The 23,442-nt window shown below is 56.6% G+C and carries 20 protein-coding genes; 15 read left to right on the top strand and 5 right to left on the bottom strand.

All coding sequences use genetic code 11. The annotated features are described in order from the left end of the window. Nucleotides 1-103 precede the first annotated feature (103 nt). From purN to HMPREF2796_RS11120, 4 genes are all read left to right on the top strand, one after another. A complete protein-coding gene (gene purN / locus HMPREF2796_RS06825; RefSeq protein WP_070632248.1) occupies nucleotides 104-724 on the top strand; it encodes a phosphoribosylglycinamide formyltransferase in 621 nt (206 codons plus the stop codon). 12 nt (nucleotides 725-736) lie between these two features. After that, on the top strand, nucleotides 737-1,246 hold the full coding sequence (locus HMPREF2796_RS06830; protein WP_070632251.1) for a hypothetical protein: 510 nt from the start codon (nucleotides 737-739) through the stop codon (nucleotides 1,244-1,246). Nucleotides 1,247-1,486: 240 nt separating this feature from the next. Further along, entirely contained in the window at nucleotides 1,487-5,182 is a 3,696-nt protein-coding gene (locus HMPREF2796_RS06835) for a DUF2339 domain-containing protein (protein WP_070632254.1), read from the top strand. A gap of 182 nt (nucleotides 5,183-5,364) precedes the next feature. Next, complete coding sequence (locus HMPREF2796_RS11120) at nucleotides 5,365-6,093, top strand: hypothetical protein (protein ID WP_141749182.1); 729 nt, start codon at nucleotides 5,365-5,367, stop codon at nucleotides 6,091-6,093. 59 nt (nucleotides 6,094-6,152) lie between these two features. On the opposite strand, the gene folP is transcribed toward HMPREF2796_RS11120, so the two are convergent. Further along, a complete protein-coding gene (folP, locus tag HMPREF2796_RS06845) occupies nucleotides 6,153-6,995 on the bottom strand; it encodes a dihydropteroate synthase (RefSeq protein ID WP_070632260.1) in 843 nt (280 codons plus the stop codon). 518 nt (nucleotides 6,996-7,513) lie between these two features. Here folP and HMPREF2796_RS06850 point away from each other — a divergent pair. From HMPREF2796_RS06850 to HMPREF2796_RS06900, 11 genes are all read left to right on the top strand, one after another. Then, on the top strand, nucleotides 7,514-7,870 hold the full coding sequence (locus tag HMPREF2796_RS06850) for a hypothetical protein (protein WP_003821944.1): 357 nt from the start codon (nucleotides 7,514-7,516) through the stop codon (nucleotides 7,868-7,870). A 446-nt stretch (nucleotides 7,871-8,316) separates the two neighbouring features. Then, a complete protein-coding gene (locus tag HMPREF2796_RS06855; protein WP_070632263.1) occupies nucleotides 8,317-9,456 on the top strand; it encodes an RNA ligase RtcB family protein in 1,140 nt (379 codons plus the stop codon). A 4-nt stretch (nucleotides 9,457-9,460) separates the two neighbouring features. Further along, nucleotides 9,461-10,156 carry a hypothetical protein gene (locus tag HMPREF2796_RS06860; RefSeq protein WP_070632266.1) on the top strand — a complete coding sequence of 232 codons (696 nt, stop codon included), beginning with the start codon at nucleotides 9,461-9,463 and terminating at the stop codon, nucleotides 10,154-10,156. Between the two features lie 3 nt (nucleotides 10,157-10,159). Beyond that, nucleotides 10,160-10,774, top strand: coding sequence for a peptide chain release factor H (gene prfH, locus HMPREF2796_RS06865; RefSeq protein WP_070632268.1), 615 nt, complete (start codon nucleotides 10,160-10,162; stop codon nucleotides 10,772-10,774). 321 nt (nucleotides 10,775-11,095) lie between these two features. Beyond that, on the top strand, nucleotides 11,096-11,806 hold the full coding sequence (locus HMPREF2796_RS06870) for a helix-turn-helix transcriptional regulator (RefSeq protein WP_070632271.1): 711 nt from the start codon (nucleotides 11,096-11,098) through the stop codon (nucleotides 11,804-11,806). Nucleotides 11,807-11,925: 119 nt separating this feature from the next. After that, the gene (locus tag HMPREF2796_RS06875; RefSeq protein ID WP_070632274.1) at nucleotides 11,926-12,519 is read left to right on the top strand and encodes a glutathione S-transferase family protein; all 594 of its coding nucleotides are present in this window, start codon (nucleotides 11,926-11,928) and stop codon (nucleotides 12,517-12,519) included. A 222-nt stretch (nucleotides 12,520-12,741) separates the two neighbouring features. Then, complete coding sequence (dinB, locus tag HMPREF2796_RS06880) at nucleotides 12,742-13,827, top strand: DNA polymerase IV (RefSeq protein WP_070632276.1); 1,086 nt, start codon at nucleotides 12,742-12,744, stop codon at nucleotides 13,825-13,827. A gap of 179 nt (nucleotides 13,828-14,006) precedes the next feature. Beyond that, nucleotides 14,007-16,286, top strand: a complete 2,280-nt coding sequence (gene pflB, locus HMPREF2796_RS06885) for a formate C-acetyltransferase (RefSeq protein WP_070632279.1) — start codon at nucleotides 14,007-14,009, stop codon at nucleotides 16,284-16,286. A 195-nt stretch (nucleotides 16,287-16,481) separates the two neighbouring features. Beyond that, entirely contained in the window at nucleotides 16,482-17,297 is an 816-nt protein-coding gene (pflA, locus tag HMPREF2796_RS06890; RefSeq protein ID WP_049258723.1) for a pyruvate formate lyase 1-activating protein, read from the top strand. Between the two features lie 107 nt (nucleotides 17,298-17,404). Further along, on the top strand, nucleotides 17,405-18,154 hold the full coding sequence (locus HMPREF2796_RS06895) for a DUF4261 domain-containing protein (RefSeq protein WP_023886315.1): 750 nt from the start codon (nucleotides 17,405-17,407) through the stop codon (nucleotides 18,152-18,154). An 81-nt stretch (nucleotides 18,155-18,235) separates the two neighbouring features. Beyond that, a complete protein-coding gene (locus HMPREF2796_RS06900) occupies nucleotides 18,236-18,583 on the top strand; it encodes a VOC family protein (RefSeq protein ID WP_070632282.1) in 348 nt (115 codons plus the stop codon). Nucleotides 18,584-18,750: 167 nt separating this feature from the next. Here the strand turns inward: HMPREF2796_RS06900 and HMPREF2796_RS06905 are convergent, their stop codons facing one another. The 4 genes from HMPREF2796_RS06905 to HMPREF2796_RS06920 all read right to left on the bottom strand — a co-directional run bounded on the left by HMPREF2796_RS06905 (nucleotide 18,751) and on the right by HMPREF2796_RS06920 (nucleotide 23,226). Beyond that, nucleotides 18,751-19,935: a sugar transporter gene (locus tag HMPREF2796_RS06905; RefSeq protein ID WP_070632286.1), complete on the bottom strand. Its 1,185-nt coding sequence runs from the start codon at nucleotides 19,933-19,935 to the stop codon at nucleotides 18,751-18,753. 28 nt (nucleotides 19,936-19,963) lie between these two features. After that, nucleotides 19,964-20,293 (bottom strand): Imm45 family immunity protein, encoded by a 330-nt coding sequence (gene imm45, locus HMPREF2796_RS06910; RefSeq protein ID WP_070632288.1) that lies wholly within the window; start codon nucleotides 20,291-20,293, stop codon nucleotides 19,964-19,966. 103 nt (nucleotides 20,294-20,396) lie between these two features. Next, a complete protein-coding gene (gene yegQ / locus HMPREF2796_RS06915) occupies nucleotides 20,397-21,752 on the bottom strand; it encodes a prephenate-dependent tRNA uridine(34) hydroxylase TrhP (protein ID WP_070632291.1) in 1,356 nt (451 codons plus the stop codon). A gap of 223 nt (nucleotides 21,753-21,975) precedes the next feature. After that, on the bottom strand, nucleotides 21,976-23,226 hold the full coding sequence (locus tag HMPREF2796_RS06920; protein ID WP_003821904.1) for an NAD(P)/FAD-dependent oxidoreductase: 1,251 nt from the start codon (nucleotides 23,224-23,226) through the stop codon (nucleotides 21,976-21,978). Between the last annotated feature and the right edge of the window lie 216 nt (nucleotides 23,227-23,442).

Consider the following 23,442-nt stretch of genomic DNA (forward strand, 5'->3'; position numbering starts at 1 on the left):
AACCTGCAAACCGCAGTTACCAAGCGCAAAGGTTACCTGAACACCCGGCTTCACCGAAGTTCAAACCGCTAACTTTTTGCCAACCCGTTCACAACCCCACGCCATGAAAAACATCGTCATCTTCATCTCCGGCCGCGGCAGCAATATGCAGGCCGTTGTTCAGGCCGACATCCCCGGCACCCGCGTCGCCGCCGTGCTCTCCGACAACCCCGACGCCGCCGGGCTTCAATGGGCCGCCGCGCAAGGCATCTCCACCTTCGCCCGCCGCGCCCGCGATTTCGCCAGCCGCGCCGATTTCCACCGCGCCATGTTCGAAGCCGCCGAGCAATATCGGCCCGACCTCGTGTTGCTCGCAGGCTACCTGAAAATCCTGCCGCCCGAATTTTGCGCGCATTATCAAGGCCGCCTCATCAACATCCATCCCTCTCTGTTGCCTGCCTTCCCCGGCCTGCACACCCACCAACGCGCTATCGACGAAGGCTGCCGCCTCGCCGGCTGCACCGTGCACTTCGTTACCGCCGAGCTCGATTGCGGCCCCATCATCGCCCAAGGCGCCGTGCCCGTGTACGATACCGACACCGCCGATACCTTGGCCGCACGCGTGCTGAAAATCGAACACCAACTGCTGCCGCAAGCCGTGGCCGACTTCGCCGCCGGCCATCTGAGCATCCACGGCAAACGCGTACACAACCGGCGCACCGCAGGCGAAGCCGGGCAAAACTAACGGAGAAAATCAATGAGCTATCTGGTTTATTTACTAAACGACCAAGCTCCCGGCCAACCCAAAATCCTCGACAGTTTCAACGACACCGCCCGCCTGTTGAAAGAGCAGTTCCAGCTCGAAGCCTGCAATGATGCCGAGGGCAATTTCATCTGCTTCGCCCCGCCCACAAACGCCGACAGGCTACCTGAAAACGAGCCAGACGAAGACACCGCTATTTTCTACAGCCACAACGAGCAGGAAGGCGGCAGCCTGTGGCTGAAAAATCCAAGCGAAAGCCAGCTGCAATTGTTGCTAGACATCATGCTGGCGCCCAACGACGGCAGCTATGTGCTTGGCGATGCGGGCGAAAGTTACTGTGTAAAAAAAGGCGCGGTGGTTTATACCGAACCGCCTGCAACAGAACCACCTTCTGGCTGGCGGGGTAAAGCCCTCCAATTTTGGTATTCTTGGGGCTTCTCGATGACTTTGCTCATCCTGTTTGTGCTGCTGCAAATCATCTTATATCGCCTCGGCTGGTTGTAACGGCAGGCAGGGTTGGTGCTGCATATTGGTATATAGCAAGCCGCCCGCTGTTTATTTTTCAGGTAGCCTCCCCGCAAGAGGCTACCTGAAAGTTTTTGGGCGGCTATTTTGCCGCATTCCCCGCCGCCAGCAGATACCGCTATAATCCATCCAAGTAATAATCTAATCAAACTATTTTGGCGAAGCCCGCTGTGTTCGCTTTCAGGTAGCCTGTGCGCTGCCGCCCAAACGAGGTGTGATATGGCTTTTGTCGTAACCTTATTGCTGTTGATGTTCGGTGCTTTTGTGGTGATGCTGTTCCAAACGAGGATGCAGCAGCAGGAGATGGCCGAACAGCTATCGCGCTTGCAGAAAGAAGTGGAACAGCTGCGCCGCCGCCAGCCCCTGCGGGAGCAAAGGCTGGCTGAAAGTGAAAGTAGCGAGCTGCGCCAAAGCGATCAGGCTGTGCCTCAACACCTTGGGCAGGCCGGGCTTCAGCCCAATGCGCCTAGTGCGCCGCAGCCTGATTTCAGCGGCTGGCCGTACAACCCGAATGTGCCCACTTCAGCTGCTTCGGGCGCATCGCAGCCGAGTGTTGCTGCGTTTGATGCCATTCCTTCTGCGGCAGCCAGCCCGGCTCAATCAGCGCATCTGGCTGCCCATTACCAACCGGCAGAAACGGCGGTACATCCGCTTCCTGTCCAATCTGGTCAACCTAGCCAATCCACATTCGAACAACCTGCTGCGCCTGCGTTTTCAGGTAGCCTCACGGCTGCTGCATCGGCAGCGGGGGAAAAGGTGCCGCCTGCTCCGGCAGCGCAGCCTGCTCCTGCCGCACGGCAGCCTGAAGCGGCTGTTGAGGAACATGGCGTGATGCCGGGCAGCCGACCGGGCACGGTGAGAATCCGCAAACGGGGGTCGGCGCAAACCGCAGCCCAAACGCCTGCACGCACTCCGGCTCAAGCAGCGATGGCGGCGCAAAGCCAAGCTCAAACGACTGCCCAATCACCGGCCGATCAATCCGCCCAGCGGCGCCGCGTTGCCCGCCCGGCTGAGCGGGAGGAAAGCGCATTTGCTCCGCTGATCGATTGGCTGATGCACGGCAACCTGCTGCTGAAAACCGGCGTGGTGGTGCTGTTTTTGGGGCTGGTGTTCCTGCTGCGCTTTGCTTCGGAGCGGATTCATGTGCCGATTGAAATGCGCTATCTGAGCGTGATGGGCTCGGGTTTGGCGGCTGCCGTGTCGGGTTGGTTTTTGCAACGCCGCCGCCGCGAATATGGCCTGATTTTGCAAGGCTTCGGCATGGCGGTGATGTATCTGACCACGCTAGCGGCGGTGAAGCTGCACCCGCTGCTGCCTGCGGGCACGGCTTTTGTGCTGATGGTGGGGCTGGTGTGCGCAATGGCGGCGCTGGCGGTGCGGCAAGATGCGAAAATCATGGCGCAAGTGGCGCTTATCGGCGGTTTGGCCGCACCGATTCTGGTGAGCGATGGCAGCGGCAGCCATGTGGTGCTGTTCACTTATCTGGCGCTGCTCAACACCGGCGTGGCGGCAATCGCCCGCTTCAAAACTTGGCGCAGTCTGAACCTTATCGGCTTTATCGGCAGCCTGTTTATTGCCGTGATGTGGGGCTCTGCGGAATACACGGGCGAGTATTTCGCCAGCACCGAGCCTTTCCTGATTTTCCACTGGTTGCTCTACACGCTCTTGGCCTGCCTCTACGCGCTGCACCGGCGCGATGAGGCCGATGAGGCAGCCGTGCCGGATAACGCTGGGTTGGACGAACTGATTGATAGTTTGGTACGCCACGGCATGACTATCGGCGCGATAGACGGCACGCTGCTGTTCGGCTCGGCCGTGTCGGCGTTTGTGCTGCAATATCATATGCTGCCCGAGGGCGGCCATTGGTCGGCGGGCGCGGCACTGGGTTTTGCTGCGGTATATGCCCTGCTGGCCGGGGTGTTTACCGGCAGCCGCGATTTCCCGCTGTTGCGCCAAGCGTTGGCGGCGCTTTCGCTCGTGTTCGCCACCCTGGCGGTGCCGCTGGCCTTTGAGCAGGCGGCCACGGTGTCGTTGTGGTCGCTGGAGGCTGGGCTGGTATATGTGTTTGCACTGCGCCAGCAGCGGCCGCACACGCGGTTTTTGGCGGTGGTGGTGTATGCGCTGTCGCTGGGTGCATTGCTGTTTGGCGGCGAATTGGGCTGGCAGGTTGTGAGCGAAGAAAATGTGCCGCTGCTGGTTGGCCCGTTGGTGCCCACATTGGCGACGGCCTCGACCGGTCTGGCCATGTATGCCGCTTGGCTGCGTTGGCGCTGCCGCGGTTCGGCCTATTGGGAAAGCTGTGCCCAGCGCGGCGCTTTGGGCGCAGGCCTGCTGCTTGCAGGGCTGCTGCCGCTGATGTGCCTGCCGCGCCATTGGGCAATGGTGGCTTTGGCCGCATTGGCCTGGGCGGCGGTGCGGGTGCAGGCGGTGTTGCAGGATGCGTTTGCGCCCAACCCGCTGGCCGCACTTTCAGGTAGCCTCTCCGATGAAGGCGGGGCAGACGAAGATGCGGATGAGGCAGACGAATTCGCCTGGCTGCCCGGCAGCGGTTTGTTTGCAGTGGCCGCGGTAAGCTGGGGGATGCTGGCGATGCTGTTGCTGGCAGTTGTGTCCGGCGGGGAAGGCTGGCTGTCCACCATCTGCTGCTTTGCCGCCACGCTATTGTTGGGTGCGTCGGCCTACGCTTTGCACCGCCAGGGTGAGGCATGGCTACCTGAAAATGAACCCGGTGCGCTTCTGCGCGGCAAACACAGGCGCAGCAGGCAGCAGCACGATACCGCGTTTCCACTCCCTCTGCTGCTGCACCAAGCTGCCGGCTGGTTGCTGCTCGGCTTGGCATTCTTGGGCACGATACTCTCTTCGGTCAACCTGCTGCACCATCTGCCGGAAAGCCTGGCCGGCAGCGCCCCGCTGTGGACTTTGCCGTTGCCCTTCGCGTTGTGGACGGCGGCAGCCTGGCTGCTCGATTGGCGGCAGGGCAGGCGCACTGCGCTTTTGCTGGTGCCGCTGCTGATTCCGAACGCCATGCTGCTGTTTGGCGGATTGAGCCGTGCCGATTTGGTGGCGCACGCGCTTTCAGGTAGCCTCATGCACCTGGCGCTGGCTGCCTTGTTGGCATGGGTTTTGCGCCTGCAAGGCTTCCGTTCGCACGATACCGAACGCGGCTGGAGCATGGCGGCGTTTGCGCTGTGGGCGGCTTCGGCCACCGCCTTCTGCGGCATCCTTGCCGGCGAAATACTGGGCGGCGTGTGGGGGCAAATCGGCTGGCTGGCGCTGCCGCTGGCGTTGTGGCTGCTGCTGTATCTGGGGCGGGAACGTGCCGCATTGCGCCCCTATGCGGCCGCCTGCTCGCTGCTGTGCGGCGGCTACGCCCTGATGTGGCTGGTGGCAAACAATGCGCTCGAGCCGCGCACTGTGCAACCCTTCACCTACTTGCCGCTGCTCAATCCGATGGATTTGGCCGGGCTGTTGGTGGGGGCGCTGTGGCTGCGCTGCGTTGATTTGTGGCAGGAAGAATTTGAGCTGGAAAGCGAGGGCCTGCGGCTGCACCTGGCCGGTTCGGTGCTGCTCGGCCTCACCCTGGTGAGCGGCGCGGTGCTGCGCCTGTGGTATTTCTATATGGGCGTGGAGTGGACGCTGCACGGCATCATGGCTTCCTTCAGCCTGCAGGCGGCGCTGTCGATCGTGTGGGCATCCGCTGCCATCGGCCTGATGGTGTCCGGCCACCGCTTGGGGCGTCGCATCCGTTGGATGGCCGGTGCCGGGCTGATGGGCGTGGTGGTGCTGAAGCTGTTTACGGTGGAACTGGGTGGCAGCGGCGGCATCGCCCGCATCGTGTCATTTATCGGCGTGGGGCTGCTGCTCCTGCTGGTGGGCTGGTTCGCACCCGTGCCGCCGAAGGAGGGGGAGGATTAGCAGGGTGGAGGCTACCTGAAAAGTGAGGCTCCGGTGAAGTGGAAATACAGTGCAGCAGTGTTTCTGGTCAGCTGATAGTTTTCAGGTGGCTTGATTGAATGCTGATGTGTGGCTTGTTGTTAGTGAAAGAGAGATAAACTGTGGAAGAAATTGATCTGCTTTTTTTTAGAATGAAACGGCTTATGAATATCAATGAACCGTTTGAAGATCGGCATCGTTACCTATTGGATCGTCTCAGTCATGTCGGTGCGCCGTTTGGATTAAAAGGTGTGGATTTAAGCAGCTTAAAAATGCCACATCGCGAACAGCAAAAGCCATATGTTAAATATAAGCATCCTGATACGCCGCGTGTGTCTCAATGGTATGAGTATGAAAGACGTGTTGATTACGGAAGACCAGAACTTGATGAATGTTATTTCAGCGGGATAGACAAAATATGGTATGAGTTCAAGCCTGGCTATAAAAAGGTAAATTTTCATGATGTGGCTTATAGCCACTTCCCACAAGTGATTGAAATTTTCGAGCCACGAGCAGCTGAAAATTTTTATGCTGGTTACGCTATTTATTATGAAGAAGGATATCGCCCAGGTGAATCGCCGACTTTTGATTCCAGCGGCTTTTCTATTTCCATTGTTCCTGCCTACAACGATTTAAGGGCCCGCGGCATCACCCCTAACGGCCGCAACAATATCTACACCCTCAGCCCCGCCTGTTATTGGGATAAGGACCTGTGCCAAACCGCCTTGGGCTACGGCCGCGACGAAGTCATCCGCCGCCTTGCAGGGAAAGTGCCCGATGTGCGCCCGCTGGCTGATGGGGTGTACATCATCTTCAACGACAACCCCTTGCTCTCCTTCGATGACTTCCTCGCCATCCAGCACACTTTCAAGCCGATACTTGGTTTGCAATAGGCAGGACTGATGAAAGGCTACCTGAAAATTTCAGGTAGCCTTTTTAATGCCGCAAGAGTCTAGTGCAATGCTTGCCACACTTTCAGTGCATCAGCGGTGGCTTTCACGTCGTGAACGCGCAGGATGGCGGCACCGCGTTCCGCGGCATAGAGGGCAGCGGCTACGCTGCCGTGGATGCGTTGTGCAGGGTCGGCCTCGCCAGTGATTTCGCCGATCATGCGTTTACGCGATACGCCGATGAGCAGGGACAAGCCGGTTTGTGCTTGCAAATCGGGCAGGTGGCGCATGAGTTGGATATTGTGTTGGAGGTTTTTGCCGAAGCCGATGCCGGGGTCGAGTACGATGCGTTCGGAGCGGATGCCGGCGGCTTGGCCGGTTTGGGCACGGGCTTTCAGGTAGCCTGCCACTTCGGCCACCACATCTTGGTATTGCGGGTTGTTTTGCATGGTTTCGGGCAGCCCCTGCATGTGCATTAGGCATATGCCGGTGTCGGGGTGGGCGGCGAGCAGTTCGATAGCACCGCTGTCTTCTAGGGCGGATACGTCGTTGATGATGTCGGCCAGGCCATTACCGAGCAGGCGTTGCATAATGGCGGTGCGGCGGGTGTCCACGCTGAGGGGGACGTCCCATTTGATGATTTCGCTCACGATGGGTTGCAGTCGTGCCCATTCTTCTTCGGGGGAGACGTGGGCGGCACCGGGGCGGGTGGATTCGCCGCCGATATCGAGAATGTGTGCGCCTTCGGCCAGCAGGCGTTCGGCATGGGCGAGGGCGGCGCTACTGCTGCGGGAGTAGGTGCCGCCGTCGGAGAATGAATCGGGGGTGAGGTTGATGATGCCCATGATTTTGGGCGTGGATAAATTGATGCGGAAACGCCCGGCTTGCCAGGTGGGTTGTGTCATGTGAGGCTACCTGAAAAAGAGGGAAAATAGGATTATAAGCCTGCGTTGTGTAAAGGTCTTCTTTGCTGTGCTAGATAGCGGAAATAGGGTGGGTGCGGTGTGTTTGAAACAAAAAATAGCTGAAAAAATAGTGTTATGTAGTGAAAAAGATTGGCTGCATGGGTAGTGCTTTTTGTGCATAGATTTTTGATTTTTATTGATTATTTTTCTATTGAAAAGAGGGGTGTGGGGCTTGAGCGTATGTGCTTGAAGCAGCTATGTATCAAATGCATACAATTATGTCGGTGTTAATATTTACTTTGAAAAGCAAAAGGCATATACTGCGATTCAGTGTTGGACATGGCAGAAAAGCTTTTCTAGCCAGCTGCCTAGTTTGGTTCACTAAGAGAAGTAGGTGATATTTTTGGGATAATAAAGCCTGCCAAACCTTCCTGAGTTACAAAATAGAGAGTATGAATTAGTTTCGGGAAGTATGAACTGTTTGTTTTTATTTTGTTTTTGTGGAGATCTTGTAGAAAATGAATTACGATAAAACCGTAGCGGAAATGCTGAACGTGGATGGTGCCCTGGCTGCCGCAGTAGTGGATTACTCCAGCGGCATGTTGTTGGCCGGTGGCGGTAGCCCTTCCATTGATTTGGAAATTGCCGCCGCAGGCAACACTGAGGTGATGCGTGCCAAAAACAAAACCATGCAGATGCTTGGCCTGAAAGATGAAATCGAAGACATCCTGATGACTTTGGGCACTCAATACCACCTGTTGCGTCCGCTGCCCCGTCATGATGGTCTGTTCCTGTACTCTGTATTGGACAGAAGCAAAGCTAACTTGGCTTTGGCTCGCCGTTCTCTGATTAACGCTGAGCGCAACATGGGCTAATTGCCATATTCGAAACCGGCTGTCTGATAGACCAGGCAGCCGGTTTTTATTATTTACTGCTCCTAGTATGGTGCGGGAAAAATACAACAATCCTCCTGCCTTTTCTGCCATGCACTTGCCTCAGCTAGTATCCGGCCGCTACTATGCGCGGGTTTTCATTATTTATTCACCACTGCAAAGAAAGGAGCTGGCTATGCCGTACACTTCAATCCTCCGTTCAATCCTTTGCAGCTCAGAAGCCTAAGGCCATTCCCTTTTTCTGTGCCGCCCGCTTCGGGCTGCTTTCTCCCTATTCTGCAAACTGCATTTGATGCGCTGTTTTCCCGCGCCTGCCGTTTGCATTCTGCGGATAAATTTATTTGCCGTTTCAATCTATTGCCACCGTGTTCACGCGTGCTTGGCAGAGCTGTGCGCAAACGGATTTATCCGCCGCAAGAAAGTACATTATGGGCACACAAAATCCCCAAATCATTTCTGAAAACATTGTTTTAATAGCCGATTCAAATACCTGGGTTGAAGGCAACGCCATTCAACAACTCCAAACCACTGCCCGCCTGCCGCAGATGCGCCGGGTGGCCGGCATGCCTGATTTGCACGCCGGACGAGGTTATCCCGTCGGTGCGGCATTTTTCAGCCTTGGCCGTTTTTATCCCGCGCTCATCGGCAACGATATCGGCTGCGGCATGGCGCTGTGGCAAACCGATTTGCACACACACAAAGCCAAACCCGCCAAGCTGGCCAAACAGCTCGGTAGCATCGATACACCGTTAGGCGAAAATTGGCAGGAGCGGATTAACTCAATCCTGCCGCAGCATCCTTTTCAGGTAGCCTTAGGCACCATCGGCGGCGGCAACCATTTTGCCGAACTGCAAACCGTAGATACCGTTTACCGCCCTGAAAGGCTACCTGAAAACTTCGATACCGACTGCCTGCAATTGCTCGTGCACAGCGGCTCACGCGGGCTCGGCCAGCAGGTCTTACGTCGCCATGTGGACGCGCACGGCCATCAAGGGCTACCTGAAAACAGCCCCGAAGCTGCCGCCTATCTGGCCGAACACGACGATGCGCTGGCCTTTGCCCGCGCCAACCGCCTGCTGATTGCCGAGCGTATGCTGGAGCGTTGGCATGCCGAAGGCCGCTGCCTGCTTGATGTGCACCACAACTTCCTGCAACAGGCCGAAATCGGTGGCGAAACCGGCTGGCTGCACCGCAAAGGCGCCACCCCATCCGACTGCGGCCTGGTGCTGATTCCCGGCTCTCGTGGCGACTACAGCTATTTAGTCGAACCGGCCGCCGATTGCAGTATCGCCCTCAATTCGCTCGCCCACGGCGCCGGCCGCAAATGGCAGCGCGGCGAATGCAAAGGCCGCCTGTCGCACAAATACAGTGCCGACAGCCTACGCCGCACCGCCTTCGGCAGCATCGTGGTGTGTGCCGACAAAGCCTTGATTTTTGAAGAAGCCCCACAAGCCTACAAAAATATCGACAGCATCATCGAAGCCATGCGGCAGGCCGGCCTGATCGAGCCGATAGCCCGCCTCAAGCCGGTGCTCACCTACAAAACCAACGGCGGCTGCGGGGAGTGATGGCATGAAAATCATCAGCAAATTTAAAGACTTCTACGACCACAAAGTAGCCAAATACGGCATCGACCCCGTACTGGTATTCGACCGCCGCCAGCCGCCAGATGCCGAAATCCTGCGCGGCCTGCCCAAACCGCCTGCCGAATGGCAGCAGGAATTTGGCAGTTATGCCGTGATATCCGAACTGTATATCGGCAACCTGCGCGTGTTTCTGTTTGCTGCCGATAAGCAGGTATACAGCTCATACGACATCGATACCGTGTATCTGCAACACCGCCGCCACCGCTTTCCCCTGAGTATGGTTCGCTTTCTCGACGGCAGCGAATACTGCCTGCCGCAATGCCATAACTACTATTGGCCGGGGTATTGCCACTTCCAAACGCCCGACTTCAGCCCCCGCCGCTGCAGCCGCAGCCATCCCATAATCGCCAAATACCGCCATACGCCGCTTCTGCTCGCCTATTATGCCGACCCCAACCGGCCCACCCGGCTCGACAGCCGCCAAGATTTTGCCGAAAACCCGCAGCTCTCCGGCCTCGGCGTGTATATCGATCCCGATATCGTGTGGCAGCACCTTTGCGAATACCTCTCGCAGCTTAAAAGCGAGGCCGAAACCAGTCCGCCTGTACCAGATAAAGACAAAATCGGCAACAAAGGTTTCGATGCCAAGCATTCGTTCCGGCCGAAGATGAAAAGGAAGTAAACCATGATTTATCTGCAAATTTCCATCGCCCAGGGTCCGGCTGAATGTCAGATGTTTGGCCGCTTCGCCCTGCAAAAAATCCTGCGCGAGGCCGAAGCGGCAGGCGTGGAGGCCGAAATATTGGAAGAAACCTCGAGCAAACACGGCATCCTCTCTGCCGTGCTCAAGCTCTCCGGCAGCCGTGCCGAAAGCCTGGCCGCAAGCTGGCAGGGTACGCTGCAATGGGTGTGCCCCAGCCCGCTGCGGCTGCAGCACCCGCGCAAAAACTGGTATATCGGCGTGTTCAGGCTACCTGAAATTCCAGCGCTGCCGGAAAACGAAGGCATCGAATTCCAAACCTGCCGCGCCGGCGGCAAAGGCGGGCAGCACGTGAACAAAACCGAATCCGCCGTGCGCGCCGTCCACCTCGCCAGCGGCATCGCCGTGCGCGCCGAGGGCGAGCGCAGCCAGCACGCCAACAAAAAACGCGCGCTGGAGCTGCTCGCGCTCAAACTGGCCGAACACCACCAAACCGCCCTGCGCCAGCATGCCGCCGATGCGCACAAATCGCTCTACCAAGTGGAGCGTGGCAACCCGAGGCGGGTGTTTAAGGGGGAAGATTTCCGCGAACAGAGGTGATAGTGTGGATGGTGCGGCTTAGTCGGACCAATACAGTTCCGGTTTAGAATAAATTCACACTAGCAGGCTACCTGAAAGTTTCAGGTAGCCTTTTTTAAGCGAGCTTAGCCATCAGGCAACAGTGCCACGTCGTTGCTGGTGTTGGCTTGTTTTCAGGTAGCATATAGTTAGCTCTATCAGATGGAAAGTGTATCGACTGCTTAGTTGGAGCTTATCCAGCTTGCCGCTGTCAACTGCAAACGCGGTATCATCCCTAATTATGTTCAGGTAGCCTCCCATTTAAGCCGTCAGGCTACCTGAAAAACCATCCGGAGATTCATCATGCCCAGCCGTACCGACCGCCTGCTCAAACTCTTGCAGCTTCTACGTGCCAGCCGCCATCCGAAAAGTGCGCGGCTGTTGGCGCAGGAGCTGGGCATCAGCGTGCGCTCGGTGTATCGTGATATCGATACCTTGCGCGGGCAGGGCGCGGTGATTGGCGGCGAAGCGGGCGTGGGCTTCGTGTTGCAGCAGGATTGCAATCTGCCGCCGCTGATGTTTAGCGAAAACGAGCTGGAAGCGCTGATGCTGGGCATGCGTTGGGCGGCGGCGCATGCCGATGGCGAAATGGCTGAGGCGGCGCGCTCGGTGTTGGGCAAGGTGCACGCGGTGTTGCCGGCACGCCTGGCCGAGCAGGCGGCGGCGCATGCGGTGTATCCGATGGGCGGTACGGCGTATGGGAGCGGCGAAGGGCAGGTGTTGGCACTGGTGCGGCAGGCTTTGCGGCAGGAAACGGCGCTCAGCTTCAGCTACACAGATTTGCAGGGGCGAGCCAGTAATCGCACGGTGTGGCCGGTGGCGTTGGGCTATCTGGACGAAGTGCGGCTGTTGGCGGCTTGGTGCACGTTGAGGCAGGCATTCCGCCATTTCCGCTGCGACCGCATCACGCAAGCCCAAACCGGCGCGGCTTATCCGATGCCGCATCGGCTGTTACTGCAACGCTGGCGGCAGCAGGAAGGGCTGGATTTGAGTGCGTTTGATTTGAGCCGCTAGTGTTGATTTCGTTTCAGCGATGGTTTTGGCTGCTGACAAAAACTGACACAGCCATGGCGTATCATGGCGGCACTTCAGGCTACCTGAAAGCACAATCAACTGTTTTAAAAGGAAATATCATGAGCAAAATCACCCTCTATACCGTGCACCCTTCGCGCGGCAACAATGTACGCTGGATGCTGGCCGAATGCGGCGCGGATTACGACACTGTAGCGCTGGATTACTCGCAGCTCAAAGAGGCGGATTATTTGGCCATCAACCCGATGGGCAAAGTGCCCGCCATTAAGCACGCCGGACAAGTGATTACCGAGCTGCCCGCCATCCTCACCTATCTGGCCGAGCTTTTCCCCGAAAAAAGGCTGATCCCGGCTGCGGGCACGCCGGAGCGCGGGCAATACTACCGCTGGCTGTGGTTTGGTACGCAACTTGAATACGCCATCCTCGACCGTTGGCAACAAGTGCCGCAGAGTGAAGAGCGCCGCCGCGCGATCGGCTACGGCGATTTCGATACTGCGTTACACACCCTGAAAACCCTGCTGGCCGACGGCCGCGAATACGCCCTGGGGCAGTATTTTAGTGCGCTTGATTTATACTTGAGCGGCCTCTTGGCCTGGGGCATGTTTCGCACCCAAGTGGTGCCAAACGTGGAGCCGTTTGCAAGCTATATGCAGCGGCATTTGCAACGGCCGGCAGCGAGGGAGGCACAAGAGTAGGGAGTAAGTACGCAAAAGGCTACCTGAAAGTGGAGCGGAGTTTGCTGAAGCTAACTTTCAGGTAGCCTTTATAGCAGGCGTGTGATACAGAACTTTCATGGTCAGATCAGCAAGCAGAAGGAGGGTAGGATCGCGTACAACTGTATTGCTGAGATGAGGCTGCCTGAAATGAGATTGCCTCATCCGTTATAATCCTTATCTTCCTTATTCACACCTCCCGCCATGCCTGCCGCCCGCAAAATCATCCACATCGATATGGACGCGTTCTACGCCTCGGTAGAGCTACGCGAGCAGCCGCATCTGCGCGGCAAGCCTTTGGTGGTGGCTTGGGAGGGCGGCCGTTCGGTGGTGTGCGCCGCTTCTTACGAGGCGCGGCGTTTCGGGCTGCATTCGGCCATGCCTGCCGCTACTGCGCGGCGACTGTGCCCGCAGGCCGTGTTTGTGCCGCCGCGCTTTCATCTGTATCGTGAAGTGTCACAGCAGATTCACGCCGTGTTCCGGCAGCACACCGATTTAGTCGAGCCGCTCTCGCTGGATGAAGCCTATCTGGACGTTACCCATAACAAGCAAAACCTGCCTTATGCCAGCGAAATCGCCACTGCCATCCGTGCCGAAATCCTGTGCCAAACCGGCCTTACTGCCTCGGCTGGTATCGCGCCGAATAAGTTTCTCGCCAAAATCGCTTCCGATTGGCGCAAGCCCAACGGCCAATTCGTTATCCCGCCGCCGCGCATCGCCCAATTTTTGCTCACCCTGCCGCTGGGCAAAATTCCCGGCGTGGGCAAAAAGACTCTGCAAAAAATGCACGCCCTCGGCCTGCAAACGGCCGGGGATTTGCAAAAAATGCAGCGCGGCGAATTGGTTAACCTGTTCGGCCGCTGGGGCTACCGCCTCTACGACCTCGCCCGCGGCATCGATAACCGCCCCGTGCAGCCGCAGCGCGAGCGCTTGCAGATCTCCACCGAAATCACCCTGCCGCAGGATTTGCCGCTGAGTAAAATCGTTCGCCACCTGGCTGATTTGGCGCAAGATTTATGGGTGCAGGCTCAGCGTAAACAAGTGCAGGCGCACACGCTCACGCTCAAGCTGAAAACCGCCGATTTCCATATCCTCACCCGTTCGCAAACCTATTCCTCCGTCCTGCCTGATGCTGCCGCGCTGGAGCAGGCTGCTCGGCAGCTGGCTCAGCGCATGCCTGCCGGCCGCGACTACCGCCTTATCGGCCTGGGTGTCAGCCACCTGTTGCCACAGGGCAGTCAGCCGGAATTATGGGCAGAGCAGGGTATAGATACAGGAAAGACTACCTGAATCACTTTTGTTTCTAGTGTATTGATAAATAATGATTAAAATATAAAGTTTGATTTATATCAATAAAATACCGATTAACTAGAGTTTCCTGCCCAAAGTGGCATGGGGCGTGCTATTCTCTATGATGAATTTTAATTGGCAACGTTATTTTATTTACTCATACTAAACAGGAGGTTAATATGGCTTCAGCAATAGAACGTCCAGCTGCTTGGGCAGGCTTTGCCGGTGGCGATTGGGAAAACAGTATCGATGTGCGTGATTTCATCCAGAAAAACTACACCCCTTATGAAGGCGATGGCAGTTTCTTGGCTCCGGCCACTGAAGCCACCACCAAGCTGTGGGCGGAAGTGATGGAAGGCATTAAGGTTGAGAATAAAACCCACGCGCCGTATAAGATTGATGCGCAAATTGTTTCCGGTATCACTAGCCACGGGCCCGGCTATATCGATAAAGATTTGGAAACCATCGTCGGTCTGCAAACCGACGAGCCGCTGAAACGCTCCATCATGCCCTTCGGCGGCCTGAAGATGGTGAAAGATTCCTGCCGAATCTACGGTGTGGAACTGAATCCCGAAGTGGAAGAAATCTTCACCAAATACCGCAAAACCCACAACCAAGGTGTGTTTGATGTGTATACGCCCGACATCCGCCGCTGCCGGAAATCGGGCGTTTTAACTGGTTTGCCCGATGCCTACGGCCGCGGCCGCATCATCGGCGACTACCGCCGTGTGGCGCTTTACGGTATCGACCGCCTGATGGAAGATAAAACCGAGCAGTATCATTCTTTACAAGCCGATTTGGAATCTGGCCAAAACTTGGAAAGCGTTATCCGCCTGCGCGAAGAAATCAACGAGCAGCATATTGCGTTGAAACAGATGAAGGAAATGGCCGCCTCCTACGGCTTCGACATTTCCGGTCCGGCCAAAAACGCGCAAGAAGCCATCCAATGGACTTACTTTGCCTACCTCGCCGCCGTGAAATCGCAAAACGGCGCCGCCATGAGCTTCGGCCGCGTGTCTTCCTTCTTGGATATCTACATTGAGCGCGATCTGAAAAACGGAGTGATTACCGAAAGCCAGGCACAGGAATTCATCGACCACCTAGTGATGAAACTGCGTATGGTTCGTTTCCTGCGCACGCCCGAATACGACCAGCTCTTCTCCGGCGACCCGATTTGGGCCACCGAATCCATCGGCGGCATGGGCTTGGACGGCCGCACGCTGGTCACCCGCACCAACTTCCGCGTGCTGCACACCCTGTACAACATGGGCCCGTCTCCCGAACCGAACATCACCGTGTTGTGGTCCGAACAACTGCCGCAAGGCTTCAAAGAGTTCTGCGCCAAAGTCTCCATCGACACTTCGTCGATCCAATACGAAAACGACGACCTGATGCGCCCCGACTTCAACAGCGACGACTACGCCATCGCCTGCTGCGTGAGCCCGATGGTAATCGGCAAACAAATGCAGTTCTTCGGCGCGCGCGCCAACCTGGCCAAAACCCTGCTGTACGCCATCAACGGCGGCGTGGACGAAAAATCCAAAGACCAAGTCGGCCCCAAAACCGAGCCGATTAAAGACGAAGTATTGGACTACGACACCGTGATGACCCGCATGGACAGCTTCATGGACTGGCTGGCCACCCAATACGTTACCGCGCTGAACGTCATCCACTACATGCACGACAAATACAGCTACGAAGCCGCCCTGATGGCGCTGCACGACCGTGATGTGAAACGCACCATGGCCTGCGGTATTGCCGGGTTGTCGGTGGCTGCCGATTCGCTGTCTGCCATCAAATACGCCAAAGTGAAACCGATCCGCGACGAAAACGGCGTTGCCGTCGACTTTGAAATCGAAGGTGAATACCCGCAGTTCGGCAACAACGACGACCGCGTAGACAGCATCGCCTGCGATTTGGTGGAACGCTTCATGAAAAAAGTGGCCACCCATCCGACCTACCGCAACGCCATTCCGACCCAATCGGTGCTTACCATCACGTCTAACGTGGTATACGGTAAGAAAACCGGTAATACCCCGGATGGTCGCCGCGCCGGTGCGCCGTTCGGCCCGGGTGCCAACCCCATGCACGGTCGCGATGTGAACGGTGCGGTGGCTTCGCTGACTTCTGTGGCCAAACTGCCGTTTGAGTTTGCCAAAGACGGTATTTCCTACACCTTCTCCATTATCCCTGGCGCGCTGGGTAAAGACGAAAGCTCCCGCGAACGCAACTTGGCCGGTATGATGGACGGTTACTTCCACCACGAAGCCGGTGTGGAAGGCGGCCAGCACCTCAACGTAAACGTGCTCAACCGCGAAATGCTGATTGATGCAATGGAACACCCGGAAAAATATCCGCAGCTCACCATCCGCGTGTCCGGCTATGCCGTGCGCTTCAACTCGCTCACCAAAGAGCAGCAGCAAGACGTGATTACTCGCACCTTCACCAGCCGGATGTAATCATGCCCAGCTAGCTGGAATCAGTGCCGGAATTCCTTCCGGCACTTTTGTTTATTCCAGTTTTCAGGTAGCCTCACTCCTGTGCCCAGGCTACCTGAAAATTTATAGCCCAAGTAGGGCAGAGTGAGCTTTCAGCCCGCTGCCCAAACACCCAAAGCCATCAAGGCTACTTGAAACCAACACACGCCAACCACCATGCCAGAAACCATCCCTATTAGTTCCGATACTCCGCCTAAAAAGCAGCCCGACACCCGCGCCCGCCCCTACGAAGGCATCGGCTACGTCCACTCCGTAGAAACTGGCGGTGCCGTAGACGGCCCCGGCCTGCGTTTCGTCCTCTTCATGCAGGGCTGCTTGATGCGCTGCCTCTACTGCCACAACCGCGACACTTGGGATAGGCACAGCGAAAAAGAGCTGCACTTCACCGTGCCCCAGCTCATGCAGCAAGTGCTCTCCTACAAACACTACTTCCGCGCCACCGGCGGCGGCGTAACGGCTACCGGCGGCGAGCCCCTGCTGCAATACCAATTCATCCGCGATTGGTTTGTGGCCTGCCGCGAGCATGACATCCACACCTGTCTCGACACCAACGGCTACGCCCTGCATTACGACAGCGCCATGGAAGAGCTGCTGGATAACACCAATCTCGTTATGCTTGATCTCAAACAAATTGATCCCGAGATTCACAAAGTGCTGGTCGGCATCCCAAACACCAAAGTGTTGCGCTTTGCCCGCTATCTGGCCGAACGAGGCCAGCCCACCCGCATTCGCTATGTGGTCGTGCCCGGCTACACCGACGACGACCGCTCCGCCCATCTGCTCGGCGAATTCATTGCCGATATGCCCAACGCCGATACCGTGGAACTCCTTCCTTACCACGAACTCGGCGCCCACAAATGGGAATTGTGCGGCGACGAATACAAGCTCAAAGGCGTGTCTCCCCCGCCCAAAGAAACCATGCTGCGGATAAAGGAGATCATCGAAAGCTACGGCAAGCAAACCATCGTATAAGCCTGCCTGAAAAGGCTACCTGAAAACCCCCAAACATTTCAGGTAGCCTTTTTACCGCCATCCACCTTATACTGCCCACTTTCACACCCACCTTCGAAAGGCTCATCATGCGCCACGCCCAAGGCTTTGTCCTGCTGAAAGAAAACCGTTTCGACCCCGCTCGCTTCCTGCACACCTTACAACACGAATGGGGCATCAGCCCGGACGAAGGCGAAGGCATCACCAACGAAGACGGCATCCTCAACTTCAACGTAAACGGCCTGCTCTGCGCCCTCTCCCTCATGCCTGCGCCGCTGCCCGACGGCGAAGCCGAACAAAATGCCGCCTTTAATTACTACTGGCCGGAAGCCGTGGAGGAAACCGCCAAACATCAGGCGCACATCCTGCTTGTCGTGATGCCTCTTGGCGAAACCGACGCCACCCCGGTCGATGTGATGGCGCTCTACAGCAAACTGGCCTGCGCCGCCCTGGCCGACGAAAACAGCATCGGCATCTACACCTCCGGCACCGTTTTCGCCCCCGATTTCTACCGCGACGTATGCAGCAGCCTGCACGAAAACGAACTACCCATTCCCGCCTGGATATTTATCGGCCTCTACGGCAGCGAAGAAGGAAGCAGTGCCTACACCATCGGCCTGGAGCAATTCAACAAAATGGAGCTCGAAATCCTCAACAGCGAACAAGAGCCTGCCGATTTGCACGCTTTCCTGTGCAACATCAGCGACTACCTTATCTCGCAAAACGTTACCCTGCAAGATGGCGAAACCATCGGCTTTTCCGCCGAAGAAAAACTCTCCATCACCCGCTCCCCGGCTGTAGCCGGCGTGGCTGAAGAAACCCTGAAAATCGACTACTAAACAGTGTTATTTCAGGCGATCTTAACGGCATAACGGTGAAAAAGCGGTGGTGCTAACAAATTCTTAGTAAGGAGGAAAATAATGAAGTACGATAATTTTTTCTTTCCCGCCGATGATCTTGCTACGAGCTGCCGCTTTTACCAAGATGTGCTGGAGTTGCCCGTTAAATTCGACTTTTCTGCAAACGGCATGGTGGCTTTTCGGGTGGGTAACGAAGAAGCGGCCATCATCCTCAAAGAGCGGAAAAAATTCCCCGATATGGCTCCTACTTTGTGGATTGAAGTGGAAGATGTGCGGGCAAAATATGCCGCATTGCAGGGTAGGAATATCCGTTTTCTAAGCGAGCCATTCCGTATCCGTACCGGATGGGCAGTGGAATTTGTCGATCCGTCCGGCAATCGGTTGGGGTTGGTTGATTATCAGGAGTAAACGCAGATCAGAGCGCTCATGAAACCGAAAAGAATATGAGCAGCTAGCGCATAGATAAAGGCTACCTGAAAGTGCTAGCAAGCATTTTCAGGTAGCCTTTTGTATGGCAGGCAGTAGTTGAGTTGGTGGTTGTTAGCCAGTCTTTTTATCGACTCGGCCACTCAATCTCAAGCCGGCTTTGTTTTAAAGCCAAGCTGCGTCCACGCGAATACTGCCAGCGCGGCAACGGCGAGGGCGGCGCCTACCCAGCCTAGTGCGCCCAGCCCCCAGTGGCGCGAGATGATGCCGCCCAAGAGCGCGCCGCCGCCGATGCCGATGTTGTAGCTGCCCGAGTAAATCGCATTGGCCACATCGGTGGCATCCGGTGCATAGCGGATCACGTGGGCAACCATGCTCAACCCCAGCACACCGATGCCGATGCCCCAGACCAGCGAGAGCGCAAACATCGCCGCCGTACTGTCGCCTAAAGGCTTAAACAGCAGTAATGACACCAGCAGCAAAGTGGCGGCGCTGAGCAGGGTAGGGTTGGGGTGTTTCGGGTAGAAGCGTGAATACAGCCAGCTGGCCGCCATGCCCGACAAGCCGAACACCAGCAGCAGCGCCGTGGCCGTATCCGGCGGCATATGGGTGATTTCCAGCACATAAGGCTCGATGTAGCTATAGGCCGTGAAATGCGCGCTCACAATCAGCACCGCCATCGCATACATCCCCAATAGGCGCGGGCGTTTGGCCAACAGCGGCAAGCTTTTGAGTGAACCTGCGTTTTTGCTTTCCAGGCGCGGCAGTATTTTGGCCAGCAGCACCATCACGCCCAAGGCCAGTATGCCGATCAGCGCGAAGGTAAACCGCCAGCCCAGCCACTGCCCCACCAGCCGCCCCAGTGGCAAGCCTAATACCGTGGCCATGGAAGTGCCCAGCGACATCCAGCCCAAAGCCTGCTGCCGCCTGCCCGCCGGCGCCAATCGCATCACCAGCGAGGCGGTAATGGCCCAAAACAGCGCATGGGTAAAGGCAATCAGCACACGCGAAGCCAGGAGCACGGGAAAGCTCCAAGCCACGGCAGACAGTCCGTGCCCGGCCACAAACACAACAAACAACGCAAGCAGCAGCCTGCGCCGCTCCGCATTGGCCACCAGCAGCATCAGCGGCAGCGAAGCTAGCGACACCACCCAGGCATACACGGTAATCATGATGCCCGTATCGGCGGCAGACATATTAAAGCCCTTACCGATGTCGGTAAGCATGGCGATGGGGATGAATTCAGTGGTGCACACCACAAAAGCGGCCACCGACATGGCAAACACGCGCAGATAGGCCAGCAGGATCGGGGCATGGGGGTGATGTTTGAGCATAGCGTAGATGACAAGTAAAGTAAGGTTTTCAGGTAGCCTTTAGCGGCTGGGGAACGGAATAATTTTCTATCAGATAAACCTCTTCGGCACGGCAAGTTTCATATATCCATCGATTCCAATTATCCACCACCCATTCCCGGCTGATACCTGACGCGCCAGCCAGCTCGGCTTCTTGCGGCAGTTTTACCAAAACCAAACCTGCCTTATGGCCGGTGGTAACCAGCAAACCAAACCTTCTGTCGCCCCCCGGCAGCTCCACCAACATCAAATCAACATATTCCTCATGCGGATATGCGCCAGGCAGGCGAAGAACCATTCCACGCTTTAAATCACCGTGATAATCAAGCAGTTTTTTCATGATTGAGCCTTATGCCAGTGCTGAGCGTTTCCGAAATATAGGCTACCTGAAATGATTGGCAACAGTTTTCAGGTAGTCTTTAAACCCTAATTCGGCAGACGGGTTAAGGATTCAATATTCTTGCAATCAGCGCTTTATCCTTGTCTACCATATTCGGAATCTGCACTTGAATGCCGTTGCCGGGAGCAACTTCCGCTGCTTCGCCCCTGCGTTTCATGGCTTGCAGCACGATGGTTTGGTTGCCTTGCGGGTGGATGATTTCCAGCGTGTCGCCCACGGCGAAGCGGTTTTTCACTTCCACGGTGGCCCAGCCTTCGGCGTCGATTTCGGTAACGTGGCCGACGTATTGGCTCTGTTTGGCCACGGAATGGCCGGTGAGGTAGTTTTGGTAGTCTTGCGTTTGGTGGCGCTCGAGGAAGCCGGAGGTGTAGCCGCGGTTGGCGAGGCCTTCGAGTTCGGCCAGCAGGCTGTAGTCGAAGGGGCGGCCGGCTACGGCGTCGTCGATTGCTTTGCGGTAGGCCTGGGCCACGCGGGCGACGTAATACACGGATTTGGTGCGGCCTTCCACTTTGAGGCTGTCTACGCCGATACGGGCTAGCTCAGCCACTTGTTCTACGGCGCGCAAGTCTTTGGAATTCATGATGTAGGTGCCGTGTTCGTCTTCCATAATCGGCATCATTTCGCCGGGGCGGTTGCTCTCTTCGATGAGGAAGATTTTATTGGCGGCGGGGTGGCGCACTTGACCGTTGATGCCTTCGAAGGCGGCGTTGGCTTCTTCTTGGGCTTTGTTGAAATCAAAGCCTTGCAGCAGGCGGGCGTCGCCCATTTCGTCGATTTCGGCGGGGTGGACTTTATAGTCCCAGCGGCAGGAGTTGGTGCAGGTGCCTTGGTTGGGGTCGCGGTGGTTAAAGTAGCCGGATAGCAGGCAGCGTCCGGAGTAGGCGATGCAGAGTGCGCCGTGTACGAATACTTCGAGCTCGACGTCGGGGCATTCTTGGCGGATTTCGGCGATTTCTTCCATGCTCAATTCGCGCGACAAGATAATGCGTTCCACGCCGATGCGCTGCCAGAATTTCACGCCCCAGTAGTTGGTGGTGTTGGCCTGCACGGAGAGGTGGACGGGCATATCGGGCCAGCGTTCGCGGGTAACCATAATCAAGCCGGGGTCGGCCATAATCAGCGCGTCGGGCTTCATGGCAACCAGCGGCTCCATATCGGCCACAAAGGTTTTGAGCTTGCTGTTGTGCGGCAGGGTGTTGACGGTGAGGTAGAACTTTTTGCCGCGTGCGTGGGCTTCGGTAATGCCGGCCTGCAATATGTCGAGCTTGGCGAATTCGTTGTTGCGGGCACGCAGGGAATAGCGCGGGCTGCCGGCATACACGGCATCGGCGCCGTAATCGAAGGCGGTACGCATGCGCTCGGGGCCGCCGGCTGGGAGAAGGAGTTCGGGAGATTTCATGGCGTGATTCAAATGGGATAAGGGGGTAATCGGAATAGAAGCGGTTTGTTTTCAGGTAGCCTTTAAGTTATTCGGAGATGCTTTAAACGATTTTCAGGTAGCCCCTTAAGCAGGCTACCTGAAAACGAAGTTTCTGCGAAGCTAAAACATTTGCTTCCACAGTAAGCTAAACATCGGCTTCCACAGAAGCGGCAGTAAAACGAATTATAGCGCAAAACGGCGGCTAACCGGCTTCGGCAGTGTCGTGTTTGGGCGCGGGCTCCCAAATCTGCGAGGTGAAGAGTTGCGCATCGTGTACATAGGGGTTGTTTTGATCCCACACATAGCCGGCAAACACGGCGCTGAGCATGCGATCGGTTTCCGGCGTGCGCTGGCCGCTGAAAATCATGTCTTGCAGCGTGCCGGAGTACCAAGCCTCCACATAGTGCCGGAACACGTTTACGCCAGACATCAGCGGGCGGGCGAATTCGTTTTGCCAGTTCACCTGCTGGCCGTTCAGTTGGCGAGCCACCAAATCGGCGGCGAGCTTGGCCGAGTGGGTGGCGATGGTAACGCCGGAGGAGAATACCGGATCGAGGAATTCGGCGGCATTGCCCAATAGGGCGAAGTGGCGGCCGTAGAGCGATTTCACGCTGGCGGAATAGCCGGGCAGGTAGATGAAGGGGAAGTCGTTATCCCATTGTGCGTTTTTCAAAATGCGGCGCAGGAACGGCACTTCTAGTGCAAATTTTTTCAGGATAACGGCAGAGCTTTCCTGCCCGAGTTTTTCAGGTAGCCCCACCACGCCGATTGAAGCGCGACCGTTGGAGAAAGGAATCAGCCACAGCCAAATATCGCGGTGTTCGGGGTGGACGCACACTAGGTTTTTATTGCGGTCGAAGGACTGATCGGTGATGTGGTCTTCGATATGGGTAAAGTGCACGTGGCGTACAGGCAGGTCGGAAGGAATGTCCCAGCTGAGCATGCGCGGCAGCACGCGGTGGTAGCCGCTGGCATCCAGCACGAAGCGCGCGCCCAGCACATAAGGATCGCCGCCTTCCTGCTGCACCACCAGTTTGGCGAAATCGCCATGGTTGTCGAAGGCTTTCACCGTGGAGCCGAACTGTACGGTTACGCCTTGCTTGATGGCTTCGTCGATCAGGATTTTATCGAAACGGGCACGCTCTACATTGAATGCGGTGGATGGGCCGGAGGAGAATTTATCGGTGAATTTGAAGCTGGTGTTGCGTTCGCCCCAGGAGAAAGCGAAGCCGTTTTTATATTGAAAGCCGAATCCGGCCTGCACGGCAGGCAGGAAGCCGGCCTCATGCAGCAACTCTATGCAATGCGGCAGTAGGCTCTCGCCGATAACGAAACGCGGAAAATGCTGCTTTTCCACCACACAAACATTGAATCCCCGCTTGTTCAATAAAGCAGCCGCCACTGCCCCAGAGGGGCCGGCGCCGATGATAACGACGTCGTAATGCTGAATCATGTTTTCCCTTTAATTATTGGTTTCTGCTCAGCTGCAATTGGTTGGTTGTAAGTAGTGGCAAGATTATTTGTTTTCAGCCAATCAGCCATTGCATTCCATTACATGGCAATATGGGCTTGAATGGTTTGAAAACTATTTATGATTATTAATAATTGGACAAAAATTGTCCAAAACCAACCGCCGTGGGCAACACGGCACGACCTTTGCCTGTTTGAG

The organism is Eikenella sp. HMSC071B05 (assembly GCF_001811325.1).
Taxonomy (GTDB): domain Bacteria; phylum Pseudomonadota; class Gammaproteobacteria; order Burkholderiales; family Neisseriaceae; genus Eikenella; species Eikenella corrodens.

What these genes read in the sequence shown, in the direction of transcription:
- purN (WP_070632248.1), top strand. Translation starts at nt 104, where the DNA reads ATGAAAAACATCGTCATCTTCATCTCCGGCCGCGGCAGCAATATGCAG.
- HMPREF2796_RS06830 (WP_070632251.1), top strand. Translation starts at nt 737, where the DNA reads ATGAGCTATCTGGTTTATTTACTAAACGACCAAGCTCCCGGCCAACCC.
- HMPREF2796_RS06835 (WP_070632254.1), top strand. Translation starts at nt 1,487, where the DNA reads ATGGCTTTTGTCGTAACCTTATTGCTGTTGATGTTCGGTGCTTTTGTG.
- HMPREF2796_RS11120 (WP_141749182.1), top strand. Translation starts at nt 5,365, where the DNA reads ATGAATATCAATGAACCGTTTGAAGATCGGCATCGTTACCTATTGGAT.
- folP (WP_070632260.1), bottom strand. Translation starts at nt 6,995, where the DNA reads ATGACACAACCCACCTGGCAAGCCGGGCGTTTCCGCATCAATTTATCC.
- HMPREF2796_RS06850 (WP_003821944.1), top strand. Translation starts at nt 7,514, where the DNA reads ATGAATTACGATAAAACCGTAGCGGAAATGCTGAACGTGGATGGTGCC.
- HMPREF2796_RS06855 (WP_070632263.1), top strand. Translation starts at nt 8,317, where the DNA reads ATGGGCACACAAAATCCCCAAATCATTTCTGAAAACATTGTTTTAATA.
- HMPREF2796_RS06860 (WP_070632266.1), top strand. Translation starts at nt 9,461, where the DNA reads ATGAAAATCATCAGCAAATTTAAAGACTTCTACGACCACAAAGTAGCC.
- prfH (WP_070632268.1), top strand. Translation starts at nt 10,160, where the DNA reads ATGATTTATCTGCAAATTTCCATCGCCCAGGGTCCGGCTGAATGTCAG.
- HMPREF2796_RS06870 (WP_070632271.1), top strand. Translation starts at nt 11,096, where the DNA reads ATGCCCAGCCGTACCGACCGCCTGCTCAAACTCTTGCAGCTTCTACGT.
- HMPREF2796_RS06875 (WP_070632274.1), top strand. Translation starts at nt 11,926, where the DNA reads ATGAGCAAAATCACCCTCTATACCGTGCACCCTTCGCGCGGCAACAAT.
- dinB (WP_070632276.1), top strand. Translation starts at nt 12,742, where the DNA reads ATGCCTGCCGCCCGCAAAATCATCCACATCGATATGGACGCGTTCTAC.
- pflB (WP_070632279.1), top strand. Translation starts at nt 14,007, where the DNA reads ATGGCTTCAGCAATAGAACGTCCAGCTGCTTGGGCAGGCTTTGCCGGT.
- pflA (WP_049258723.1), top strand. Translation starts at nt 16,482, where the DNA reads ATGCCAGAAACCATCCCTATTAGTTCCGATACTCCGCCTAAAAAGCAG.
- HMPREF2796_RS06895 (WP_023886315.1), top strand. Translation starts at nt 17,405, where the DNA reads ATGCGCCACGCCCAAGGCTTTGTCCTGCTGAAAGAAAACCGTTTCGAC.
- HMPREF2796_RS06900 (WP_070632282.1), top strand. Translation starts at nt 18,236, where the DNA reads ATGAAGTACGATAATTTTTTCTTTCCCGCCGATGATCTTGCTACGAGC.
- HMPREF2796_RS06905 (WP_070632286.1), bottom strand. Translation starts at nt 19,935, where the DNA reads ATGCTCAAACATCACCCCCATGCCCCGATCCTGCTGGCCTATCTGCGC.
- imm45 (WP_070632288.1), bottom strand. Translation starts at nt 20,293, where the DNA reads ATGAAAAAACTGCTTGATTATCACGGTGATTTAAAGCGTGGAATGGTT.
- yegQ (WP_070632291.1), bottom strand. Translation starts at nt 21,752, where the DNA reads ATGAAATCTCCCGAACTCCTTCTCCCAGCCGGCGGCCCCGAGCGCATG.
- HMPREF2796_RS06920 (WP_003821904.1), bottom strand. Translation starts at nt 23,226, where the DNA reads ATGATTCAGCATTACGACGTCGTTATCATCGGCGCCGGCCCCTCTGGG.